Annotated in this window: 16 protein-coding genes and 5 pseudogenes; 4 read left to right on the top strand and 17 right to left on the bottom strand. The window is 39.1% G+C overall.

Annotated features, from left to right (window positions below; genetic code table 11):
- Window positions 1–124 precede the first annotated feature (124 nt).
- Both EEL30_12150 and EEL30_12145 read left to right on the top strand, forming a co-directional pair.
- Window positions 125–808: a transposase gene (locus EEL30_12150; GenBank protein ID QDX92989.1), complete on the top strand. Its 684-nt coding sequence runs from the start codon at window positions 125–127 to the stop codon at window positions 806–808.
- Window positions 802–1,698 carry an IS3 family transposase gene (locus tag EEL30_12145; protein QDX92988.1) on the top strand — a complete coding sequence of 299 codons (897 nt, stop codon included), beginning with the start codon at window positions 802–804 and terminating at the stop codon, window positions 1,696–1,698. The genes EEL30_12150 and EEL30_12145 overlap by 7 nt, the downstream gene beginning before the upstream one ends.
- Window positions 1,699–1,898: 200 nt before the next feature.
- Here EEL30_12145 and EEL30_12140 read toward each other — a convergent pair whose 3' ends face one another.
- The 3 genes from EEL30_12140 to EEL30_12130 form a co-directional block, all read right to left on the bottom strand.
- A complete protein-coding gene (locus EEL30_12140; protein ID QDX92987.1) occupies window positions 1,899–2,339 on the bottom strand; it encodes a rhs-associated protein in 441 nt (146 codons plus the stop codon).
- A 5-nt stretch (window positions 2,340–2,344) separates the two neighbouring features.
- Window positions 2,345–2,773, bottom strand: coding sequence for a hypothetical protein (locus EEL30_12135; GenBank protein QDX92986.1), 429 nt, complete (start codon window positions 2,771–2,773; stop codon window positions 2,345–2,347).
- Window positions 2,774–3,018: 245 nt separating this feature from the next.
- Window positions 3,019–4,362, bottom strand: a complete 1,344-nt coding sequence (locus EEL30_12130; GenBank protein ID QDX92985.1) for a transposase — start codon at window positions 4,360–4,362, stop codon at window positions 3,019–3,021.
- A 74-nt stretch (window positions 4,363–4,436) separates the two neighbouring features.
- On the opposite strand from EEL30_12130, the gene EEL30_12125 reads away from it, so the two are divergent.
- Window positions 4,437–4,670 carry a hypothetical protein gene (locus tag EEL30_12125; protein ID QDX92984.1) on the top strand — a complete coding sequence of 78 codons (234 nt, stop codon included), beginning with the start codon at window positions 4,437–4,439 and terminating at the stop codon, window positions 4,668–4,670.
- Here EEL30_12125 and EEL30_12120 read toward each other — a convergent pair.
- The 5 genes and pseudogenes from EEL30_12120 to EEL30_12100 all read right to left on the bottom strand — a co-directional run bounded on the left by EEL30_12120 (window position 4,661) and on the right by EEL30_12100 (window position 7,135).
- On the bottom strand, window positions 4,661–4,915 hold the full coding sequence (locus EEL30_12120; GenBank protein QDX92983.1) for a hypothetical protein: 255 nt from the start codon (window positions 4,913–4,915) through the stop codon (window positions 4,661–4,663). The two genes, EEL30_12125 and EEL30_12120, sit on opposite strands and share 10 nt — an antisense overlap.
- A gap of 11 nt (window positions 4,916–4,926) precedes the next feature.
- Window positions 4,927–5,235 (bottom strand): hypothetical protein, encoded by a 309-nt coding sequence (locus EEL30_12115; GenBank protein ID QDX95751.1) that lies wholly within the window; start codon window positions 5,233–5,235, stop codon window positions 4,927–4,929.
- Between the two features lie 78 nt (window positions 5,236–5,313).
- Window positions 5,314–5,902: pseudogene (locus EEL30_12110) on the bottom strand (hypothetical protein).
- Between the two features lie 426 nt (window positions 5,903–6,328).
- A complete protein-coding gene (locus EEL30_12105; GenBank protein QDX92982.1) occupies window positions 6,329–6,583 on the bottom strand; it encodes a hypothetical protein in 255 nt (84 codons plus the stop codon).
- Window positions 6,584–6,595: 12 nt separating this feature from the next.
- Window positions 6,596–7,135: a hypothetical protein gene (locus EEL30_12100; protein ID QDX92981.1), complete on the bottom strand. Its 540-nt coding sequence runs from the start codon at window positions 7,133–7,135 to the stop codon at window positions 6,596–6,598.
- 619 nt (window positions 7,136–7,754) lie between these two features.
- Here EEL30_12100 and EEL30_12095 point away from each other — a divergent pair.
- A pseudogene (locus tag EEL30_12095) lies at window positions 7,755–8,904 on the top strand (IS4/IS5 family transposase).
- Window positions 8,905–9,043: 139 nt separating this feature from the next.
- On the opposite strand, the gene EEL30_12090 reads toward EEL30_12095, so the two are convergent.
- From EEL30_12090 to EEL30_12050, 9 genes and pseudogenes are all read right to left on the bottom strand, one after another.
- On the bottom strand, window positions 9,044–9,340 hold the full coding sequence (locus tag EEL30_12090) for a hypothetical protein (GenBank protein QDX92980.1): 297 nt from the start codon (window positions 9,338–9,340) through the stop codon (window positions 9,044–9,046).
- A 262-nt stretch (window positions 9,341–9,602) separates the two neighbouring features.
- Window positions 9,603–10,163, bottom strand: coding sequence for a hypothetical protein (locus EEL30_12085; protein QDX92979.1), 561 nt, complete (start codon window positions 10,161–10,163; stop codon window positions 9,603–9,605).
- Window positions 10,164–10,600: 437 nt separating this feature from the next.
- A pseudogene (locus EEL30_12080) lies at window positions 10,601–14,406 on the bottom strand (wall-associated protein).
- A 155-nt stretch (window positions 14,407–14,561) separates the two neighbouring features.
- Window positions 14,562–14,830: pseudogene (locus EEL30_12075) on the bottom strand (hypothetical protein).
- Between the two features lie 671 nt (window positions 14,831–15,501).
- A complete protein-coding gene (locus EEL30_12070; protein QDX92978.1) occupies window positions 15,502–16,398 on the bottom strand; it encodes a ribonuclease inhibitor in 897 nt (298 codons plus the stop codon).
- Window positions 16,399–16,720: 322 nt separating this feature from the next.
- Window positions 16,721–17,341 (bottom strand): annotated as a pseudogene (locus tag EEL30_12065) (RHS repeat-associated core domain-containing protein).
- Window positions 17,342–17,678: 337 nt separating this feature from the next.
- A complete protein-coding gene (locus EEL30_12060) occupies window positions 17,679–18,206 on the bottom strand; it encodes a hypothetical protein (GenBank protein ID QDX92977.1) in 528 nt (175 codons plus the stop codon).
- Window positions 18,207–18,230: 24 nt separating this feature from the next.
- The gene (locus EEL30_12055) at window positions 18,231–18,764 is read right to left on the bottom strand and encodes a hypothetical protein (protein QDX92976.1); all 534 of its coding nucleotides are present in this window, start codon (window positions 18,762–18,764) and stop codon (window positions 18,231–18,233) included.
- A gap of 88 nt (window positions 18,765–18,852) precedes the next feature.
- A complete protein-coding gene (locus EEL30_12050) occupies window positions 18,853–19,677 on the bottom strand; it encodes a hypothetical protein (protein ID QDX92975.1) in 825 nt (274 codons plus the stop codon).
- Between the last annotated feature and the right edge of the window lie 191 nt (window positions 19,678–19,868).

Raw genomic sequence — 19,868 nt, 5'->3', positions numbered from 1 at the left:
TCTGAAGTTTACAAGGTAAATAAAAAGAGCCCTCCAACGGTTTGATTGATATGCTCTGATATGCTCCCCTTGTGGTAGACAGTTGAAATAATATAACTGTTTCCTTACAAGGAGGAGCATTTTTATGTCCCATAAAGCAAAAATATCTGGGTCAGAAAAGATTGCAGCTATTGAAAAATATCTTCGTGGGGAAGATTCGCTTAATCATTTAGCAAATCTTCTAGATGTTTCCTTTCCATCTATTAAACAATGGCTTCAAACTTATCAATCATTAGGTCCAAACGGATTGCTCAATACATCCAAGAACTCCTCCTATTCCACAGAATTAAAGAAAACAGCTGTCGAGGATTATCTGGCTAGTCGTGGTTCTCACATGGATATATGTAAAAGATATGGCATCAAATCAACCCGCCAACTGCGTAACTGGATCCTGAAGTATAATGGTCATGAGAAGCCGAAAGCTTCCGGCTCAGGAGGAACGCCAATCATGACAAAAGGACGAGCAACTACTTACAAGGAAAGAATTGAAATCGTAAGATTCTGTATAGAACATCAACACAATTATGCCCAAACCGCACAGAAATTTCAGGTATCCTATCAGCAAGTTTATTCTTGGACAAATAAATACATTAAATCTGGTGTAGATGCACTTCAGGATAAACGTGGAAAGCGAAAATCTGAAGATGAGATGTCCGAAGTGGAGAAACTGAGGGCACATAATAAGCTGCTTCAAGCTGAGAACAGAAGAAAGCAAATGGAGATTGACTTACTAAAAAAGCTGGACGAAATCCAAAGGGGGCGATTCTAAGCCAAGTCCGATATGAACCTGTATATTTTGCCATACGCGATCTTCATGACAGTAAATTATATCCCATTAGTCAACTCTGTGAAAACATGGGGATTCAACGTTCTTCGTATTATAAATGGCTAAACAGGAAAGAAAGTAATAACGAGAAATTCAACAAAGAGTTGCTTCTCATGATTAAGGATGCCTATGAAGAAAGAGATGGAATCCTTGGATATCGTCAGATGACAATCAAACTAAACCGACAACACAATCTTACTGTTAACCATAAACGGATATACAGACTCATGTGTATCTTACAAATAAAATCGGTATGCCGCAGAAAGAAAAAGAATTACATTCCTTCAACGCCTGAAATTACGACGGAAAATGTCTTGAACAGAGATTTCGAATCCGATGGATTCGGTACAAAATGGCTCACTGACGTGACGGAAATGAAGTATGGCCTTCAAAGCAAGGCTTATTTGAGTGCAATCCTGGATTTGTCAGATAAAAGTATTGTTTCTTTTGTGATCGGGCATTCCAACAACAATGAACTTGTTTTTAGAACTTTTGATATTGCACATCAGTCATATCCTAATGCTAAACCTATCTTTCATAGTGACCGAGGGTTCCAATATACGAGCAAAAAATTCAAGAAAAAACTGGACGATGCAGGAATGATACAAAGCATGTCGAGGGTATCTAGGTGCATAGACAATGGCCCGATGGAATCGTTTTGGGGAATGATAAAATCCGAAATGTATGATCTCAATAAATTCAATACATACAAAGAGCTGGAAGTAGCAATTATGGAATACATAAATTACTACAATAACCATCGATACCAGAAAAGACTAAACTGTATGACACCTTTGGAATACAGGCAATACCTTCAAAGTTCAGCATCATAAGAAAGACACCAACCTAAGTGAATAGTTGGTGTCTGATCTTTTATTTTTCCATTGTCTACTTGACGGGGGGCAGTTCACTCCTCCTTGTAAGGAAACAGTTATATTATTTCAACTGTCTACCACAAGGGGAGCATATCAGCCAATCAAGGTTTTTTTGCTTTTTATATTCTTTGATTTACTCCTGTACCTGACTCTTGAAACTAATTCCTGTTTAAACTAAATCCGAAATCTAAATAGTTTTCATACGATATACAAAGACACCAATCACCTTCTAAAGGTATGAAATAATGGTGCTGTGGAATGTCTAAAAAATAGACTAATATCTGTTCTATATCCTTTATTTCGAACTGATACCCAAACTCTGTAAGACTATCGCCTATATACATTACTCGAATGTTATTATGCAAGTATTTTTCTTTTAGTTCAGTAATGAATAGACTAGCATCAGTAAGTAAAGATTCATTATTCGACTCATTACTACAGTGCATATTAGTTTGCAACCAATCTATTTTTGAACCATTAAAACCAAATTTTTGTTCTATTAAATTTAGATAAGTTTCTGGATTTTTTATTACTTTGACACACTTATTTAGCTCATTTAGTACTAGATCCTTTACTAGTTCATCATCATAAATACTCAAAAAAATTAACCCCTTCTTCTAAAAAGATTTTGTATTTTTTTAACGATTTTCTCAGATGCATCAAATTCAAAATGCGGACCTTTTTCTTTTCCAGCCCAAACATTAATATGCGCTCCACTCCTACTATCATGCTCGATTCTAAAACCTACTTTACCGTCATTTGTTTGCCTACCGATAGGTTCATTTTTAGTATACCCAAACTTTCCAAAGGTTTGTTTTTCAGATTTGAAGCCTCTTTGCTCCAACCAAGACAGTGCTTCATTTCGAGCTTGCTCGTATGTCTTGACTTTACCCGTACCCTCAGCTTTACCCTTCTCCTTATTCCGCTTCGGACAATCATCAGACCCAAGCCCCGCCAATCCCAACGGATCAATAAAACCTACTGGATTACCATTCACATAGGCAAATCGGTTAAAGGTCTGCCCTTCCGCCACGTCCCCGCGTAAGATATCTCGGTTTAGGAACCGCTTCAGTCCGGAAAAGTATCATGTGGCATATTATCGAAGTTCTTTTAATTTATTTTTCAGCAGAAAGTATCTTGCTTATAATGTCTACATTCTCGTCTCTATCTAACTTTTTTTCATTACATGAATCAATTTCATAAAGGCTTTTTCCAAAAATAATTAGACTATCCCTACGGGATTAATGCTGTTTTTTTGAAAAAATTAAGCTGCTACTTTCATCCTACTTGCCAGTTCCTACGAATTCGATCCACTGCTAACTTGGATGCATTATAAACAAGAGTAACCAAGTCAAAATGGACTTTTGCCCTCTTTCCTGTGCGATATCGGACATTGTTTAGCTGAAAGAACTCCTTCAAATAAGCATGTACTCGCTCTACGGCTGTTCTCTGGTCATATAGTTCTTCCCACGTTTTTGTTCCTCTGGCTGGCGCGGTGTACTTTCGAAGATCGGTTTCAGCCTTAATTTTATAGACTTTTTGACAGAGAGAATCCTGATTCAATGGACAGTCTTTACATTCTTTTGGCCGTACAAATTTCAACGTTTTGTACTTCTTATCATAACTGTCGTAACGATAAGAGCATTCTCGGACACAAGGTGGCGCAAAATGTGAATCGAATCCAACCATTTCTCCTTCATTCCGCTTGTTGTAAGCAATAATCGCTTGTGCGTTCATTCGTCCGATTTGTTGATAGATCGGGACATAGTCATATCCCGCATCCATGATTGCATATCGCATGTGATTGGGAAGGACAGTTTGAATTCCTTTCAACAAAGGAATCGCTGCTTTCCCATCGTTCATACTTCCAGAGGACATGAGGGAGCAAAGAATATATTGACTTTTCGTACTGACTGCAAGATGAGCTTTGTATCCAAACCAAAACATGTTCTTTCCATCACTATTTTTCTTTATTCCCCAAGCAGGTTTGATAGGAACTTGGTACCGTAGGTCCTCCAACGTCACATCCAGTTGAGCTGCAATGGTTTTTTCATATAAGGACTTCTGGGCTTCCTTTTCTTGCTTTTGCTTGTCGTAGATATCTTTTTCTGCTTTTGATTTACGTCCACGTTTTTTCAATTCTGGTTTCGTCTTTTTTTCTTTTGCCACACCTCGATCACGGGATTCAAAATGGGTTGCATCGATGGCAATTGCTTCATCGCCTATGAACCCTTCCTGTATCGCTTGCAACAGTAACTTGTCTTGGACTTTATTGAGGTGTGCTGTTTCAGAAAGCTTCTGAACGAGACGAGAGTACGATGCCTCGGAAGGAAGATTGTCAGAAAACAGAAAACCGCATTCCATTCGAAAGATAAAGTCATGTTTTAGTCGTTTTCGTAAATCTTTCACAGTGGGAATTCGTTCTACGATTCGAGCGACCAGAGAATATAGCATGGCAGCATAATTCAACTCGGTAGGAGCACCATAGATCGACTTTTTGGAAATAGAGAAAAGAAGCGGTTCAATGTCAAGAGTGGAGAAAATAGCCTCAAAACGTTTGGGAGGTTCTAAGTCGAATAATTCCTGTATATCAAATAGGCTTCCTTGTTTTATAATAGACATTGGGAGTCACCACCACCTCTTAAGTTTGGGTCGCACTTAACTTATTAGAGATTTGGGGAGGTACTCCTTTTTCTATGCTCAAAAACTCTTGGGCCCGTAGGGCTCTGATTTATGAAATTGATTCACATAAGTTTAATTGTGGGATATTACATAGGTTATGTGTGATATTGGTTGAACGGGGGATGCATTCGGCACTGGGTAGCCAAAAAAAAGAAACCTTGAAAGGCATTAAGCCAATCAAGGTTACAAAAATTTATAACATAATAATTAAATCATCAACGACCTGTTACTTGTTTTCTTATTCATAAATTTTTGCGGCATATAGTACATTTGCAAAAAAATTCCAATCAATATTATCTGGTAATGGTATATTACTGTTCTCATAATAGCCTTCCGAATCTTCAATCCAAGATTGCATTCCTGCCAAGTACGAATCAACAGATTCATTCTCCCACTCGTCACGATTGTTTTCAAAGTCATTTACAAGTAAACCAAGAAATTCAACAAAATCCTCTTTTGTCTTGATTATCTTTACTCGTTGGGACAATCTCATTCTATTTCCTCCTATTTAACGATAATAAACTTACCGTTTCCAAGTTTTAGTTTTATTGACTTACCTCCGTTTTTGGTACTCATTTTCCAGATTTGATCTTCAACAAGTTCTTTAGATGCCCATTCAACAGGCACTCCTTTAAGGTCTGCTAATCTATATGCTGCGAGTCTTCTATGGTCAAGAGTCCATGTTTTTCCAGTCTCATCTTTCCATACTCTCATAGTAGGTAAATCACTTGGTTTAAGTTCTCCTGATTTTAAAGCTGAAGCATTTTCTAGAACGGTATACTTACCAGTATTATTTTTTGCAGTACTTTGCATAAAGTTAATTTGTTTTGGATCTAATTTATCTGGTTTGTTACCATTACCCTTCTCCTTATTCCGCTTCGGACAATCATCAGACCCAAGCCCCGCCAACCCCAGCGGATCAATAAACCCTACTGGATCACCATTCACATAGGCAAATCGGTTAAAGGTCTGCCCTTCCGTCACGTCCCCTGGTAAGATATCTCGGTTCAGGAAACGCTTCAGTCCGGGATGGTAGTACCGTGCCCTCATGTAATACAAGCCATTCGGGTCGGTCATGACACCATCTCTACCATTATAACAATACGGTTGGAAGGTTGTACCATCGTGCTGTTCTAATTCTCCATACACGCCGTAGCTGTAGCGGTCAGGACGCGTCCGCTCCAATCACTCAGCATCGTGGTACTTCCACGCATGTCCGTATGATACGACAAGTAATTCCCTTGCGTATCCTCTCGCCCGATTAGGCCTTGTCCGTACACATAATAAGCTTTCGGGCTTCGTTTTAAAGCGTCATAGGTGTACTGCCTTTCCTCTTCTTGCACAATTTGCCCTAGCTCATTGTACAGTAGCGGTATTTCTGAAGCATGATTCCTTGGCGGTTTTGATCCCATAGACGTACCATTTGTCCGGCGGCATCGTAGCTGCGTTGCTCGATGGTTCCATTTGGTCGAACTGTCTTTGATCAGATACTGCCGGAGAGTCTTAACTCGTCTGCCTGTTGCCGTAAATCTCGTGTTTTTTGACAGTAGCCTCTTACTTCCTCTACGATTGCCTGAGACTCTACTTCCGCCTGTGCAATTAAACCTACCTTTTCCTGTACTTGTTTTGTCATTTTCCTTCTCCTCCTTTGATTTTGGGCATACAAAAAAGGCTCATTCCTCCTCATCAATCAAGTAAAAATAAGCCTTTGAAAGTTTAACAAGCGTGTTCGTCAAATTTTTTAGTGTTTGGTTTGTTGATTGTATTGTAAGATTTTGTTGAGAGAATAAACAAGTTTTACACAAAAATCCCGACAGACCCGAATAGACAATCCGTGTCCAAATCTTGGCTCAAATCCATTTCCATCTCTCTGGTCTGTTTTGTTTCTTTTTCTAGAGAAAAGCAATTACTCGTATCTACTTCCTACAAATAAAATTGTAGCTATCGAATTCCAATTTACATTTTTCGAAAACTCTTCCTTTGATTTTTCAATTAGTTCGTATCTATCCTCAACCCATGATGCAATTCCATTAAGAAAATCTGTAAGGTCTGTATTCGCCCACTGACTTGGGTTTTGCTCAAAATCTTCAGCTAATGCATAAATAAAACTTATGAAATCTTCCACATCTCTTACATTTGCCAATTTATCATGAATCTTCAAAGGTACGTCCTCCTATTGGATAATTTCCTTTAAGCCTTTGCCAATTTTTAAAACGATAGATTTACCGTCGACCTTTTTAGAAAGTTTCCATGCATCTTGATAAACCTCAGCTTTAGAAGCCCAATGAACTGGAATTTTATCTAAATCTGCAAGTCTAGAAGCCCCTAACCTTCTATGGTCAAGTGTCCATATATTCCCCTTCCCGTCCTGCCAAGCTCTTATCGGGTTTAATTCAAATATTTTAGAAGGGTTTTCTGAAAATGTCTTAGCATTATCAAGTACCGTATATTGACCAGTTTTATTAGTAATAGTACTTTGCATGAATCTGATTTCTTTAGGATTAAGTGTTTTACTTCTGTTTGCAACACCTTCAATCACCCCACCAAATTCATCTGTTATTCGCTTAATGCCTATCTCTCGTTCTTTATCATAATCAAATTCAAACTTTGAGTTCGAGGATTTACCCTTCCTCTTATTCCGCTTCGGACAATCATTAGTCCCAAGTCCTGCCAGTCCCAGCGGATCAATAAACCCTACTGGATCACCATTCACATAGGCGAATCGGTTAAAACTCTGCCCTTCTGTCACGTTCCCTAGTAAGATATCTCGGTTCAGGAACCTTCAGTCCGGAATGGTAGTACCGTAGTACAAGCATGATTCCTTCTCTTCTGACGTGTAGTGCCCTCTTGCTTCTCTAGTTCTCCTTAGACTTCTTACGAATATCAGTCCTATACTCGTCCAATTTGGTCGGCGAGGATCGTCGTTCTCCCCTTTATGGCAGCATGTTAGGACAAATAGTTACCTTGGACATTATCATCTAAATCTATACTAATAGCATGTGACCCTGATAGTTTTTCAATTCATAGTTTATCTATTATAATGATAACATTCGAGAAACTAGGAAAGAGGGTTATTTGAATGGCTAAAAGACCAGTATTTATAGCTAATCCCAAAATTAAAGGTCTCTTAGAAGTAGAGTATATTGATTTTACCTGGTATTCTGGATTTGCTTTATCTCAAAAACAAAAGTCTATTGAATCATTACATGAATCAATTTCATAAATCAGAGCCCTACGGGCTCATGAGTTTTTGAGAATAGAAAAAGGAGTACCTCCCCAAATCTCTAATAAGTTAAGTGCGACCCAAACTTAAGAGGTGGTGGTGACTCCCAGTGTCTATTATAAAACAAGGAAGCCTATTTGCTATACAAGAATTATTCGACTTAGAACCTCCCAAACGTTTTGAGGCTATTTTCTCCACTCTTGACATTGAACCGCTTCTTTTCTCTATTTCCAAAAAGTCGATCTATGGTGCTCCTACCGAGTTAAATTATGCTGCTATGCTATATTCTCTGGTCGCTCGAATCGTAGAACGAATTCCCACTGTGAAAGATTTGCCATCGATGCAACCCATTTTGAATCCCGTGATCGAGGTGTAGCAAAGGAAAAAAAGACGAAATTACTAAAAAAACGCGGACGTAAATCAAAAGCAGAAAAAGAAATCTATGACAAACAAAAGCAAGAAAAGGAAACTCAGAAGTCCTTGTACGAAAAAACCATTGTAGCTCAACTAAATGTGACGTTGGAGGACCTACGGTCCCAAGTTCCTTTCAAACCGGATTGGAGCATTAAGAAAATAGTGAAGGAAAGAACGTATTTTGGTTCGGATACAAAGCTCATCTTGCAGTCGGTACGAAAAGTCAATATATTCTTTGCTCCCTCATGTCCTCTGGAAGTATGAACGATAGGAAAGCAGCGATTCCTTTGTTGAAAGGAATTCAAACTGTTCTGCCCAATCACATGCGATATAGAATCATGGATGCGGGATATGACTATGTCCCGATTTATCAACAAATCGGACGAATGAACGCACAAGCGATTATTGCTTACAACAAGCGGAATGAAGGAGAAATGGTTGGATTCGATTCACATTTTGCGCCACCTTGTGTCCGAGAATGCTCTTATCGTTACGACGGTTATGATAAGAAGTACAAAACGTTGAAATTTGTACGGCTAAAAGAATGTAAAGACTGTCCATTGAATCAGGATTCTCTCTGTCAAAAAGTCTATAAAATCAAGGCAGAAACCGATCTTCGAAAGTACACCGCGCCAGCCAGAGGAACAAAAACGTGGGAAAAACTATATGACCAGAGAACAGCCGTGGAGCGAGTACATGCTTATTTGAAGGAGTTCTTTCAGCTAAACAATGTCCGATATCGCACAGGAAAGAGGGAAAAAGTCCATTTTGATTTGGTTACTCTTGTTTATAATGCATCCAAGTTAGCAGTGGATCGAATTCGTAGGAACTGGCAAGTAGGATGAAAGTAGCAGTTTAATTTTTTCAAAAAACAGCATTGATCCCGTAGGGATAGTCTAATCATTTTGAAAAAAGCCTTTATAAAATTGATTCATCTAATAGTTTGACTTAAATCTTTTCCAAGTAGTAGAACATTGACTTACCTTATACTTCTGTACTAAATTTCCAGGTTTCTTTATAAACCTCAGCTTTTATGCCGTATTGTGTATAAGTTTCTAATTCATTACCTTTTATAGTTTCTTTATAGTTTAATGCTATCTCTACTATTTCTTCAGGCGTTAACATAGTGTCACTCCAAAAAATTAAATCACTTGGAGCAGAATGGGGGACATTTTGTTCTAGAATATCGATATATTCACTTACCTCCTCTTCTGATAACTTTGGATTACATATTTTTTCTACTAGTTTGATAAGCTCCTCTTTTTTTAGCTTCTCTGACATTTTTCATCCTCCTTATACTATCCTGTAATTACTTTATGATGAAAAGCATACCATTTTATTTTTCCATGATGCCCACTTTGAGCGTATGATTTGCACATAAGAAAACCCGAATAAGGATTTTAGTAAGCGTCCGTTATTCGGGTTACGATTAAAGTTGTTTTATCAAATTTATAAGTCATGAAAAAATTTGATAAACAAATCTATATGATTTTATTTTTTTAACATTTCGTCTTACAATAACTTAAACATACTTAATCCTTCTTTAGTCATCTTCAGCATCTTCCTTTCTTTCTACCTCAAATGTTTCCATCCAATATTTCGCTCTAAATGAAATTTTTTCATTAGATGAATTTACCAAGGTTGAAATAAATTCTTCTGCATTTTCATCATTCCATACAATCGTCTCAAAATATTTTTCAATTACTGCCTCAGACCAGGTTGGATTAATATTTTCTGCTAGTTTTTTGAGTTGTGGTATGGCAGTTTCAGAGATGATCTCTGGCATATATTCAATTACGTCTAGAGCCCAATAATGAGGAGCATTACTATCTTGTTCGTTCAATATTTTTAAAAAATAGTCTATATATTGGGAAGATGGATGATCGAGGGCTGAACCTATCCACTCATGAGCATTTTTCCATTGTTTTGTTACAAGACTTTCTTTAATATATGAAATGATATCCTTCTCAACATCTTCATGAGTCAACTCACGGACCTGTTCTCCAAAACTTTTTCGTATTTTTTGTCCCTCTCCGCGGGCTACGGTTTTCATTTTTTCATTATATATTCTTATTAAATCTGCAAGAGATCTTTTACTTTCCACTATATCACCTTCCATGAAACAATTTGTGAGTTAAAGAATTCAAGGCCTTTTTCACTTGATCCTAAACCTAAACTTAATACTTCATTTTTCTCGAATTTGACTTCCACAAGACCATCTTTATGCGGAGGCAAATGAGAAAAGTCTGGATGATTTCGAGTAGATTCATGGGTTCCACCGGATTGATTAATTAATTTATCTTTTGTACCTGGTTTAACCTCAAACTCAACAAAACGAGTATAGTTCCTAGATTTTTGCGACTTACGTTTAGATAGATCACCCGATCCATAATGAGGATCATCGGTAATTTTTAGCTCACTTTTCCCTTCAGGTCGTTTGGTTAGAATCCCGTTCTTTTCTAGCTTTTTAAATTCTTTTTCCGACATCGCTCGATAAAATTTTTCGGTTTGCTGATCAGGATTCCGCTTCGGACAATCATTAGTCCCAAGACCCGCCAATCCCAGCGGATCAATAAACCCTACTGGATCACCATTCACATAGGCAAATCGGTTAAAGGTCTGCCCTTCCGTCACATCCCCGCATAAGATATCTCGGTTCAGGAAACGCTTCAGTCCGGGATGGTAGTACCGCGCCCTCATGTAATACAAGCCATTCGGGTCGGTCATGACACCATCTCTACCATTATAACAAAACGGTTGGAAGGTTGTACCATCGTGCTGTTCTAATTCTCCATACACGCCATAGCTGTAGCGATCGGTAACACGTCCTCCCCAATCACTCAGCATCGTGGTACTACCACGCATATCCGTATGATACGACAAGTAATTCCCTTGCGTATCCTCTCGCCCGATCAAGCCTTGCCCATACACATAATAGGCTTTCGGACTACCGTCTTCCCCTAGCTCCATGAGAACACGGCTAAATACTTCCACTTGGTCGACTACATAGCGTGTCGTCTTTCCTTTCCATGTCATCGAGGTACGTACGTGCTCGGCATCATAGGTGTAGCGTGCTTGACCTGTGCGGACTAGTCGATTGCGGGCATCGTACACATAGGTATGAGCTTCCTCATTCTCTGTCCATGTGAGTAGATTGCCGTCTGCATCCATCTCTACTGGATGTTCATTCACTACGGAAAGTCTGTTGTCTTTTCCATATCCCATGACCTTCTTCGGTGTTGCCTCTACCGTCCCGATTCCCGTGACGTTTCCACCTTGGTCGTAGCTATACCAAACACGACCGCCCGGCCATTCACCGCTTACGAGTCGTTTCAAAGCGTCGTAGGTATACTGCTTTTCCTCTTCTTGCACAATTTGTCCTAGCTCATTGTACACGTAGCGGTATTTCTGGAGCATCACACCTTGGCGGTTTTGATCCCACAGACGCACCATTTGTCCAGCAACGTCATAGCTGCGTTGCTCGATGGTTCCATTTGGTCGAGTCGTCTTGATCAGTCGCCCATTTTCGTCGTAGGTGTAGGTAGTACGACGCCCTGCCCAGTCTTTTACCTCCGTAAGCTGTCCAGCTACATCGTAGGTATAACGGACGATCTTCCCATCTGGATAGATGAGGTGGGTCAGCTGGCTATTTTCGTCATACCGGTATTGAATGGTATTTCCGTAGCTATCTGTACAAGCAGTGACACGACCTAACAGGTCGTACTCCCGATGCTTCTTGCCCGTTCCTTCTTCCTGTACCTTGACGAGATTGCCGTCTGCGTCGTATTCCCTTCGTACAGTACCAACCTCATCCTTTTGTTCGAGAAGCTGGCCTGCGGCATCGTAGCGATAGTGGGTTTCTTGCCCTCTGGCATTGGTACGTTTGTGTATCCAGCCTCGTTCGTCGTAGGCAAAATGGGTAGCTTCCCCGGTGGCATTTTGTTCCTCTACCACTAGCCCACTTTGATCGTACCGAAGCGTCGTTTCGTTGTCATTGGCATCGGTATAGCTAACGAGACGTCCTTCGCTGTCATATTGCTGACGATAGATCGCGGCATCGCTTTCCATGACCTCGGTCAGACGAGCAACGGCATCGTAGGCATAAGTCGTATTTTGTCCAAGAGCATTTGTCTTCTTGGTGCATTGATATAATTTGTTAAAACCGTACAACGTTGTATGACCTAAGGCATCTGTAGCGGAAACAAGATTACCGCCTGCATCGTAGCTGACGTCCTGTACCCTATTTCCCAGCGCATCCCAAACCTGAAGGAGGCGTCCGGTTTCATCATAAGCGGCTTTCTCGGTTCGACCTAATGGATCAGTAATCGCTATGATACGACCCATTTTATCCCGCTCATAGTGAATTTCCGCTTCATTTGGCTGGATAACGGCAATCAACTGGCCCTCTGTGTCATATCGATAGGTGGTCGTCTGTCCTAGCGGGTCCGTTACGCTTTCCATTGGTCCTAGCACATGATAACGATAGCGGGTGGTTACTCCTGAAGGCATCGTTTCTTCCACGCGTTGATCGAAGGCATCATAGGCAAAGGAATATGGGCGTCCAAGCGGATCGATTACTTGTACGATGTTATCATTGGCATCATAGGTGCGTCGTACTTTGCCACCTCGTCCATCTTGGAAAGAAGCAATACGCCCTACCTCGTCGTAGCCTACCTGTATGACACGGCCCTCTCCATCATAGACAGCCGCGAGGAGCCTTTGTCATCGTACCTATACCGGCTCGTCACACCATTCGAATCGGTGTAGCTCTCCCGTTGTCCCTGTTCGTTGTAGCCAATCTCAGAGTGACTTTCATCTGGGCGGGTCATGCTTACCAAACGTCCACGTTCGTCATACGTGTAGCTCGTGATACCTCCCTCAGCATTAGTCTCAGACAGCAACAAATCGTCTTCATTGTACAAATAGCTGGTTTGATTCCCTAGTGGATCAACTACTTGAATCAGATTGCCTCGCTCATCGTACTGGTAGGTGGTCGTCTCTTCTTTCCCTACTGTTTCCGCAATCATTTGACCTCGGCTATTATATTCATACGAAACACGGCTACCGTCTCTTTCTTGTTTCTCCATAAGTAACATGCGTTCATCATGAATCATGACCTCTGTAGCACCCAGACGGTCTGTGAAAGTTGTAATTATGGAACCAGGAATGCTTTCTGTGTCATAGGTGAACTGAGAGGCTAGTCCTAAGGCATTGGTCTGCGCAATAACCCGTTCCTCATGGTCGTAGGCGTTGCGATATTGCAAAATTCCATCCACAGTAAGGGACTCGATCTGTCCTTGTTCGGTATACGTTAGCTCGCTTATGGTTCCATTCGGATCGACGAATTGGCTGAGGCGACGAGACTCGTTGTAATCGAATTGCACACTGCGATAAGCATCGTAGACACGGTATAATAGTCCATCCTGTCCGTACTTCAAGGATAAAGAACGACCTGTGACAGCATCTGTCATGTTGACAAGGCGATCAGAGGAATCATGAATAAAGGTCAAAGATTGCCCCAAGGCATTGGTTTGTTTACTCAACTGTCCATTCCGTTTAAAGTAGTGGATTTCCCGCGTATTTCGGTTGAAGAGCTCAAGACCATTCTCGAAACGGCGAAGCTCATAGAACATCATGTCTACATCTTCTGAACGGTACAGAGTACGATCTGCTTCCGTCTGCATAAACACATTTCTTCTGCCTGTGTTCCACCAGATGGTAATCTCACCCTGGTCAATACGCTCTATGTTGGCATGCATTTCATAATTATGCGTCCAAGCTTTACCGAGTACGCCCTGCTGGAGAAGCAACGAATTGTAGTGTAGCTCGAATGTCCATGTCTCAGCTCCATACAGCTTCAGAGTAGGATGAATGATAAATTGCGATCCGGAGCCAGCATGAATGGGATCGCCTACACAGCTTTTTTTATTGGCATCTGCATTTTTTGCCCGTTGAGCGGCTTTTTTGCGCTCCTTTTTAGATAATTTCTTCTTCCCTTTATATTTATTCTTTTTACCGCCTATTACTCCCAAAACAGAGGATGCTACATCACCAGCCACCTCTTCTACCGCTTGGTATCCGACTTCTGTAGCTACTTCTTTTGTAACGGCTTTTCCAATTTTGCCAACACGACTGTTTGCCATTGCCTTGAGCTTCATACTGCTTTTTATCTTCTGAACAGCTTCTAGTTGATTGATACTGCTCTTTAGCTTACGTGAAGCTAGTTTACGTGAAGCGGTATAGACCTTTCCAATTACTGCATCGACTACCTTGGCTACTGTTTTTCCCATCTTTAATGCCTTCGCGGCTTTCATTCCGAGCTTAGCACCGGTCGCGGCCGCTCCTGCATAATCTCCACGAGCTACTGAGATGCCCGCATTGAAACTTATTTTGAAATTTACTTAATACATAACCGTGAAATTGGACATGGTGCGATATTTGCTTAAAACAAAAAAACAGGTCAATCATGGGTATTAGACCATAATCAACCTATCATTATAATTTATGCATTCTTTTTAATAGCTTTTATAACATCCGTAATATTTTTCTTTAATTCTACATCCATGTTATTTATATACTGATAGTGACCATCAATTCCCCTATGAATAATTGTATTCATTACTGGATAATGCTCTTTACTTGTTGCTTTTATTAAATCGTCAGCAAAGGAAACAGCTTGATTTTCACTGTACTTAAATACATTAATTAATAGAGTTATCGTTAAAGCGTGGGCCTGTGGTTGACTTAGGTCGTCCCTTTGTACAATAACATTATAGCCCCAAAGCAAAAGGCTGCGATGACTTGTCTCTCAAGCTCTGTAGTTTCTTCAAATTTTATTGCAATCAGATCTAAGATTTTTTTAATAAAAGACTTAATTCTGTAACTGCATTTTTCAATTTACATCATCTAATTTAGATGGGTCTAAAAAATCCGTCATATCTTATCTCCAATCGTTAATTATTTAGAATAGGTAAACTTAGTAGACATATAGTACCCCTTCTGTCAGTTGTCTTCCATCTAAGACACCAAGCGAGAACTTCGGCGTCTTATAACTCGTTTCCGGAAACAGAACTGCACCAAAACGTGACGCCATTCTCTTGATGAACGAAATCTATCTCCTCATAATTGAAAGATATTGATTCTTTTAGCCATAACAAAATCCCCTTCAAGTAGATTGTAACACTTATCAATCAGATAAGGTTTTTCACACTCTACCTTGAGGGGATAATGTCAAAGGTATAAAGACAAACAAGGTTTCCACGTTTATCTTTATACTTCAATAAATACATTTTTTGGATAATGAAGCAAATTATAGGAAGAGATGCTTTCTTATGGAAATGTACTCCTCCACATTCTAAACTTTAGGTATTTTCTTTTACAACTGAAATACCTTTAATTAACCAGATTCCCTCCATGAAATTACAAGTTTGTTTTCTAATATTTTATTTTTCAAATACTATTGTTACATCTTCATTTTTTAAAATCTCAACAAGTACTTGAAATAAAGGTCTGTCACCCAATTCTTCGAACTCAGGCTTATTAAGCAATTTATTACTTAGTTCTCTTTTATATCTAATTTCTCTTAACCAAGACTCAATATCCAAAAAGCGTTCTGCTATCTTATAGTTTTTCCATACGAGCGTATACGGTGAGGTTGCACCGAATCCTCCCTGTAAACAATCAATTAAAGAGTTAATATCAAATCCATAATAACCTCCCGGACCATTAACAGCTTCTCCTATTGCGCAAAAAAATGCAGGATAGTCTGTTACATATGTTCCATCCAAATAAAATACCTTTTCCTTTAATTCGTAATAATCGGTTCTATTATCATTATACTTTGTTACAACCTTTAACCAGGCCCTTCGTTCCTCTTCATTAAAATTAGCCCAGTGATTCTTATTTAGAGGACAGGAAATCCTCCATTCATTCCAAATTTCAAGTTCTTTATTTGATAAAACATCATCTAAAGACCCTTTAAATATTATATTTGTAGGATTCTCGGGAAATCCAACTTTATGATAATAAAGATTATCAAAAATGAAAAAAGAATACTTACCTATTGGATTTTTATCTTTATCAATTGTACATATATATACTAACCTATTTATCGACTCTTTGCTTTTTAATAGATGTTCTTTAAAATTATTACAAAAAGCGAATTGTATTAGCTCAATTTGATGATACGAAATATCCGCATCAGAATAAATCTGACCGTCTAATCCCACTATATCTTTACAGTAACCAATTACTAAATCACTTTGATCATCATGAAGCGAGAATTTCCAGTCCACTATTTCCCCTCCTTTAATCCTATTACGGCTTGAATTTCCCACCATCTGGAAACCAAGGTGATGGAAATAATTTCGGTTTACTATAATCATGGTTGATAACATAACCTAATTTTCCATCTGTTCTTTCTAATATCCTATGCTTAGTACCCGGCACATCCCATTCCTTTGAACCATCCCAAACATTATTTTTCCCTGTTTTATTCTTTAGTTCATTAGCTTGAAATATCTTTTGGGTTCTATTTTTATCAACCCTAGGTGTACCATTTCCAAGATTGATATTATCATATTCATCTACTATTTTTTTAGGAATATTATGATTATCGGAAAGCTTGTATTCTTTCGGGACTTTACCCTTCGGACAATCATTAGTCCCAAGCCCTGCCAACCCCAGCGGATCAATAAACCCTACTGGATCACCATTCACATAGGCAAATCGGTTAAAGGTCTGCCCTTCCGTCACGTCCCCTGCTAAAATATCTCGGTTCAGGAAACGCTTCAGTCCGGGATGGTAGTACCTCTCCCTCATGTAATACAAGCCATTAGGGTCGGTCATGACACCATCTCTACCATTATAACAAAACGGTTGGGAGGTTGTACCATCGTGTTGTTCTAACTCACCATATACCCCATAGCTGTAGCGATCGGTGACACGTCCGCTCCAATCACTCAGTATCGTGGTACTACCACGCATATCCGTATGATACGACAAATAATTACCGTGCGCATCTTCCCGGCCGATCAGGCCTTGTCCATATACATAGTAGGCTTTTGGGCTACCGTCATCTCCTAGCTCCATGAGTACACGGCTAAATACTTACACTTGGTCGACTACATAGCGTGTCGTCTTTCCCTTCCAAGTCATCGAGGTACGTACATGTTCAGCGTCATAGGTGTAGCTTGCTTGACCTGTGCGAGCTAAGCGATTACGGGCATCGTACACATAGGTATGGGGTTCCTCATTCTCTGTCCATGTGAGAAGATTTCCTTCCCATCGTCTATATCGCAATAGGATATTCTACAGTTGCGTTGTATTTGAAAAAAACGCAAGAAAACGAAGATAACAAAAAAACAGGTCAATCATGGTGGTATCTGACCATAATCAACCTGTTCGGTGTAACGGCATTGCGTTATTTTGGTTACAAATTAGAGTATTTTATGTGCGTACAAACAATTTGAAGAAATCTTTATACAGGTATTACATGGGGTTATATGTGTTATTTGTTGAATGACGCGTTCAACGGCACTTGGTAGCCTCACCAGAAAAACACGGACATTGTTTAGATATCTGCCTTTTCCATATGGTTTCTATAAAGCTGTCTCCAATATTATTTATAGAGAATTCCGTCACCATCAATTGCATTATACTCTGCAATTAACCGTGTCATACCAGGAAGGTTACCCTCTTTATATCCTGATTCCTTTAGCCCTGATATAATATTGAATAGAACTCTTTTCCATTCTGATATAAAAGACTGTTTAGATAGAACAATAGCTCCTTTGGAGTCCAATAATTGTTCAGTATGCCCCAAAACAGAACCCCATTCAGAATTTATTACCACCTGCGCCTCCCACCACCTTATATTCCATACATTAGCAAATGTATTTGATGCCCAATGCAAGGATATCTCACCGGATGAATTACTTCTTAGCTTTTCAAGAATGTCAAGAATATCATCTACCATACAACTAATATCATACTTATAACATAGCGGTATATATATGGTTTTCCAAACCATAATAGCTTTTTCAGTCATCATTGGAAATATTGTTTCAATAGCATTTGAAAGGTTTTCGTCTTCCTCATCAAAAATTCCTGTGCATTTAGGGCAACTTGCCTGAATCCAAAAATTCATTATTACCTACCTCCTCATAATTTTTTAGGGCATAGGATACCCATGCCAAGTTCCAGTTCCATTATTTCGAACCCACATTTTTGTAGCTGAAGCAGTAGTCCCATCGGGCATGTATACAATGGATTTTGAACCTTTTGGCAAATCAAAATATCCACTTTCACCAGGTTTTAATGTATTTGCCTTCTCTGTAGCATAATCTAAGTCGGCTTTGTTCCATTGTCCTTGAGGTTTTCCTTCGTTTTTGGCTCGAGCTGGACCCTCCTTCCATTTAACTCCATGTTTTTTACTTCCAGTTACAGCGGCTTCCGGTCTGACAGGTTTACCCGTCCCCTCAGCTTTACCCTTCTCCTTATTCCGCTTCGGACAATCATCCGTTCCAAGCCCCGCCAGCCCCAGCGGATCAATAAACCCTACTGGATCACCATTCACATAGGCAAATCGGTTAAAGGTCTGTCCTTCTGTCACATCCCCGCGTAAGATATCTCGGTTCAGGAACCGCTTCAGTCCCGGGTGTAAGTACCGCGCCCTCATGTAATACAAGCCATTCGGGTCGGTCATGACACCATCTCTACCATTATAACAAAACGGTTGGGAGGTTGTACCATCGTGTTGTTATAATTCGCCATACACCCCATAGCTGTAACGGTCAGTGACGCGTCCGCACTTTATCCTCAACTTTTAGCTTATAGCATGTCAATTCACTTTGAATTTCTGAATTATGACTGCTAAGGACTAAAATCATGAAATCATCCTGGCTTTTTAAAACCTTACATTTAGCAAATATTGTATTGTCAACATTATTTAATAATAAGCATTGCTCTTGAAAATTTATTGAAATAACTTCTTCTTGTACCAAAATTACCAGCCCATTATACAAAACTACATCATGAGGTTTTACACTTGATGTTATAAATTTTTCAACGCTATTTGCATTAAAAAAATAATAGTGATTATTCCTTTTTCCTTTGTACACAATTTCAAAATTGTTCATGTTATACGTTATAACAGGAAGCCCTCTTGTTCTCACCCATACTTGATAAAATTCAAAGTACTCTATTTTAATTTTACTTATATCCTCTGAGAAAAGGGTATTTTTCTCCGTATTATATTTAAAAAAATTGCCATCATATGTAACAAAAACAATCTCTTCTCCCTTCCAATAATAACATTTTGAAAAGTTAGGCAATTCCGCATCAATAACTAACTTTTTAAAAATAAACTTATTCAAATCAATGTATACAAGAGAGTTGTTATCAGAACAGTACAGGACTAGCTCGTTTGTTACAACGTTTTTGTAAGATAAATATATTAACATATTCTCTGTAATTTGTATTTCTTTCAATAATTTAAGGTTATGATCTAATACAGATATTCCCCCATAGTCATTATTTATAACAATCATTTCCTGAAATAATTCCACAAAATAAACATCCATATTAATTTCATGCTTTTTTATTTTTATTAACTCCATTACCTATCTCCTTTGTTTAAACCTAATCAGATACAGGATATTTCAACTGTATCTGATTAGCCTTATTACTTTAGATATTTGTCAATTTTTTTATTAGGATCAGCTTTTGTAGTATTTAAATTTCCCGTAATTGGATCAGCCTCACCAAGATGCTTTTTCCCTGTACTATCAAATACCTCAATATGAGCAGC

It is taken from the genome of Brevibacillus laterosporus, assembly GCA_007833815.1.
GTDB lineage: Bacteria > Bacillota > Bacilli > Brevibacillales > Brevibacillaceae > Brevibacillus_B > Brevibacillus_B laterosporus_D.
This window is presented reverse-complemented; position numbering and strand designations above follow the sequence as displayed.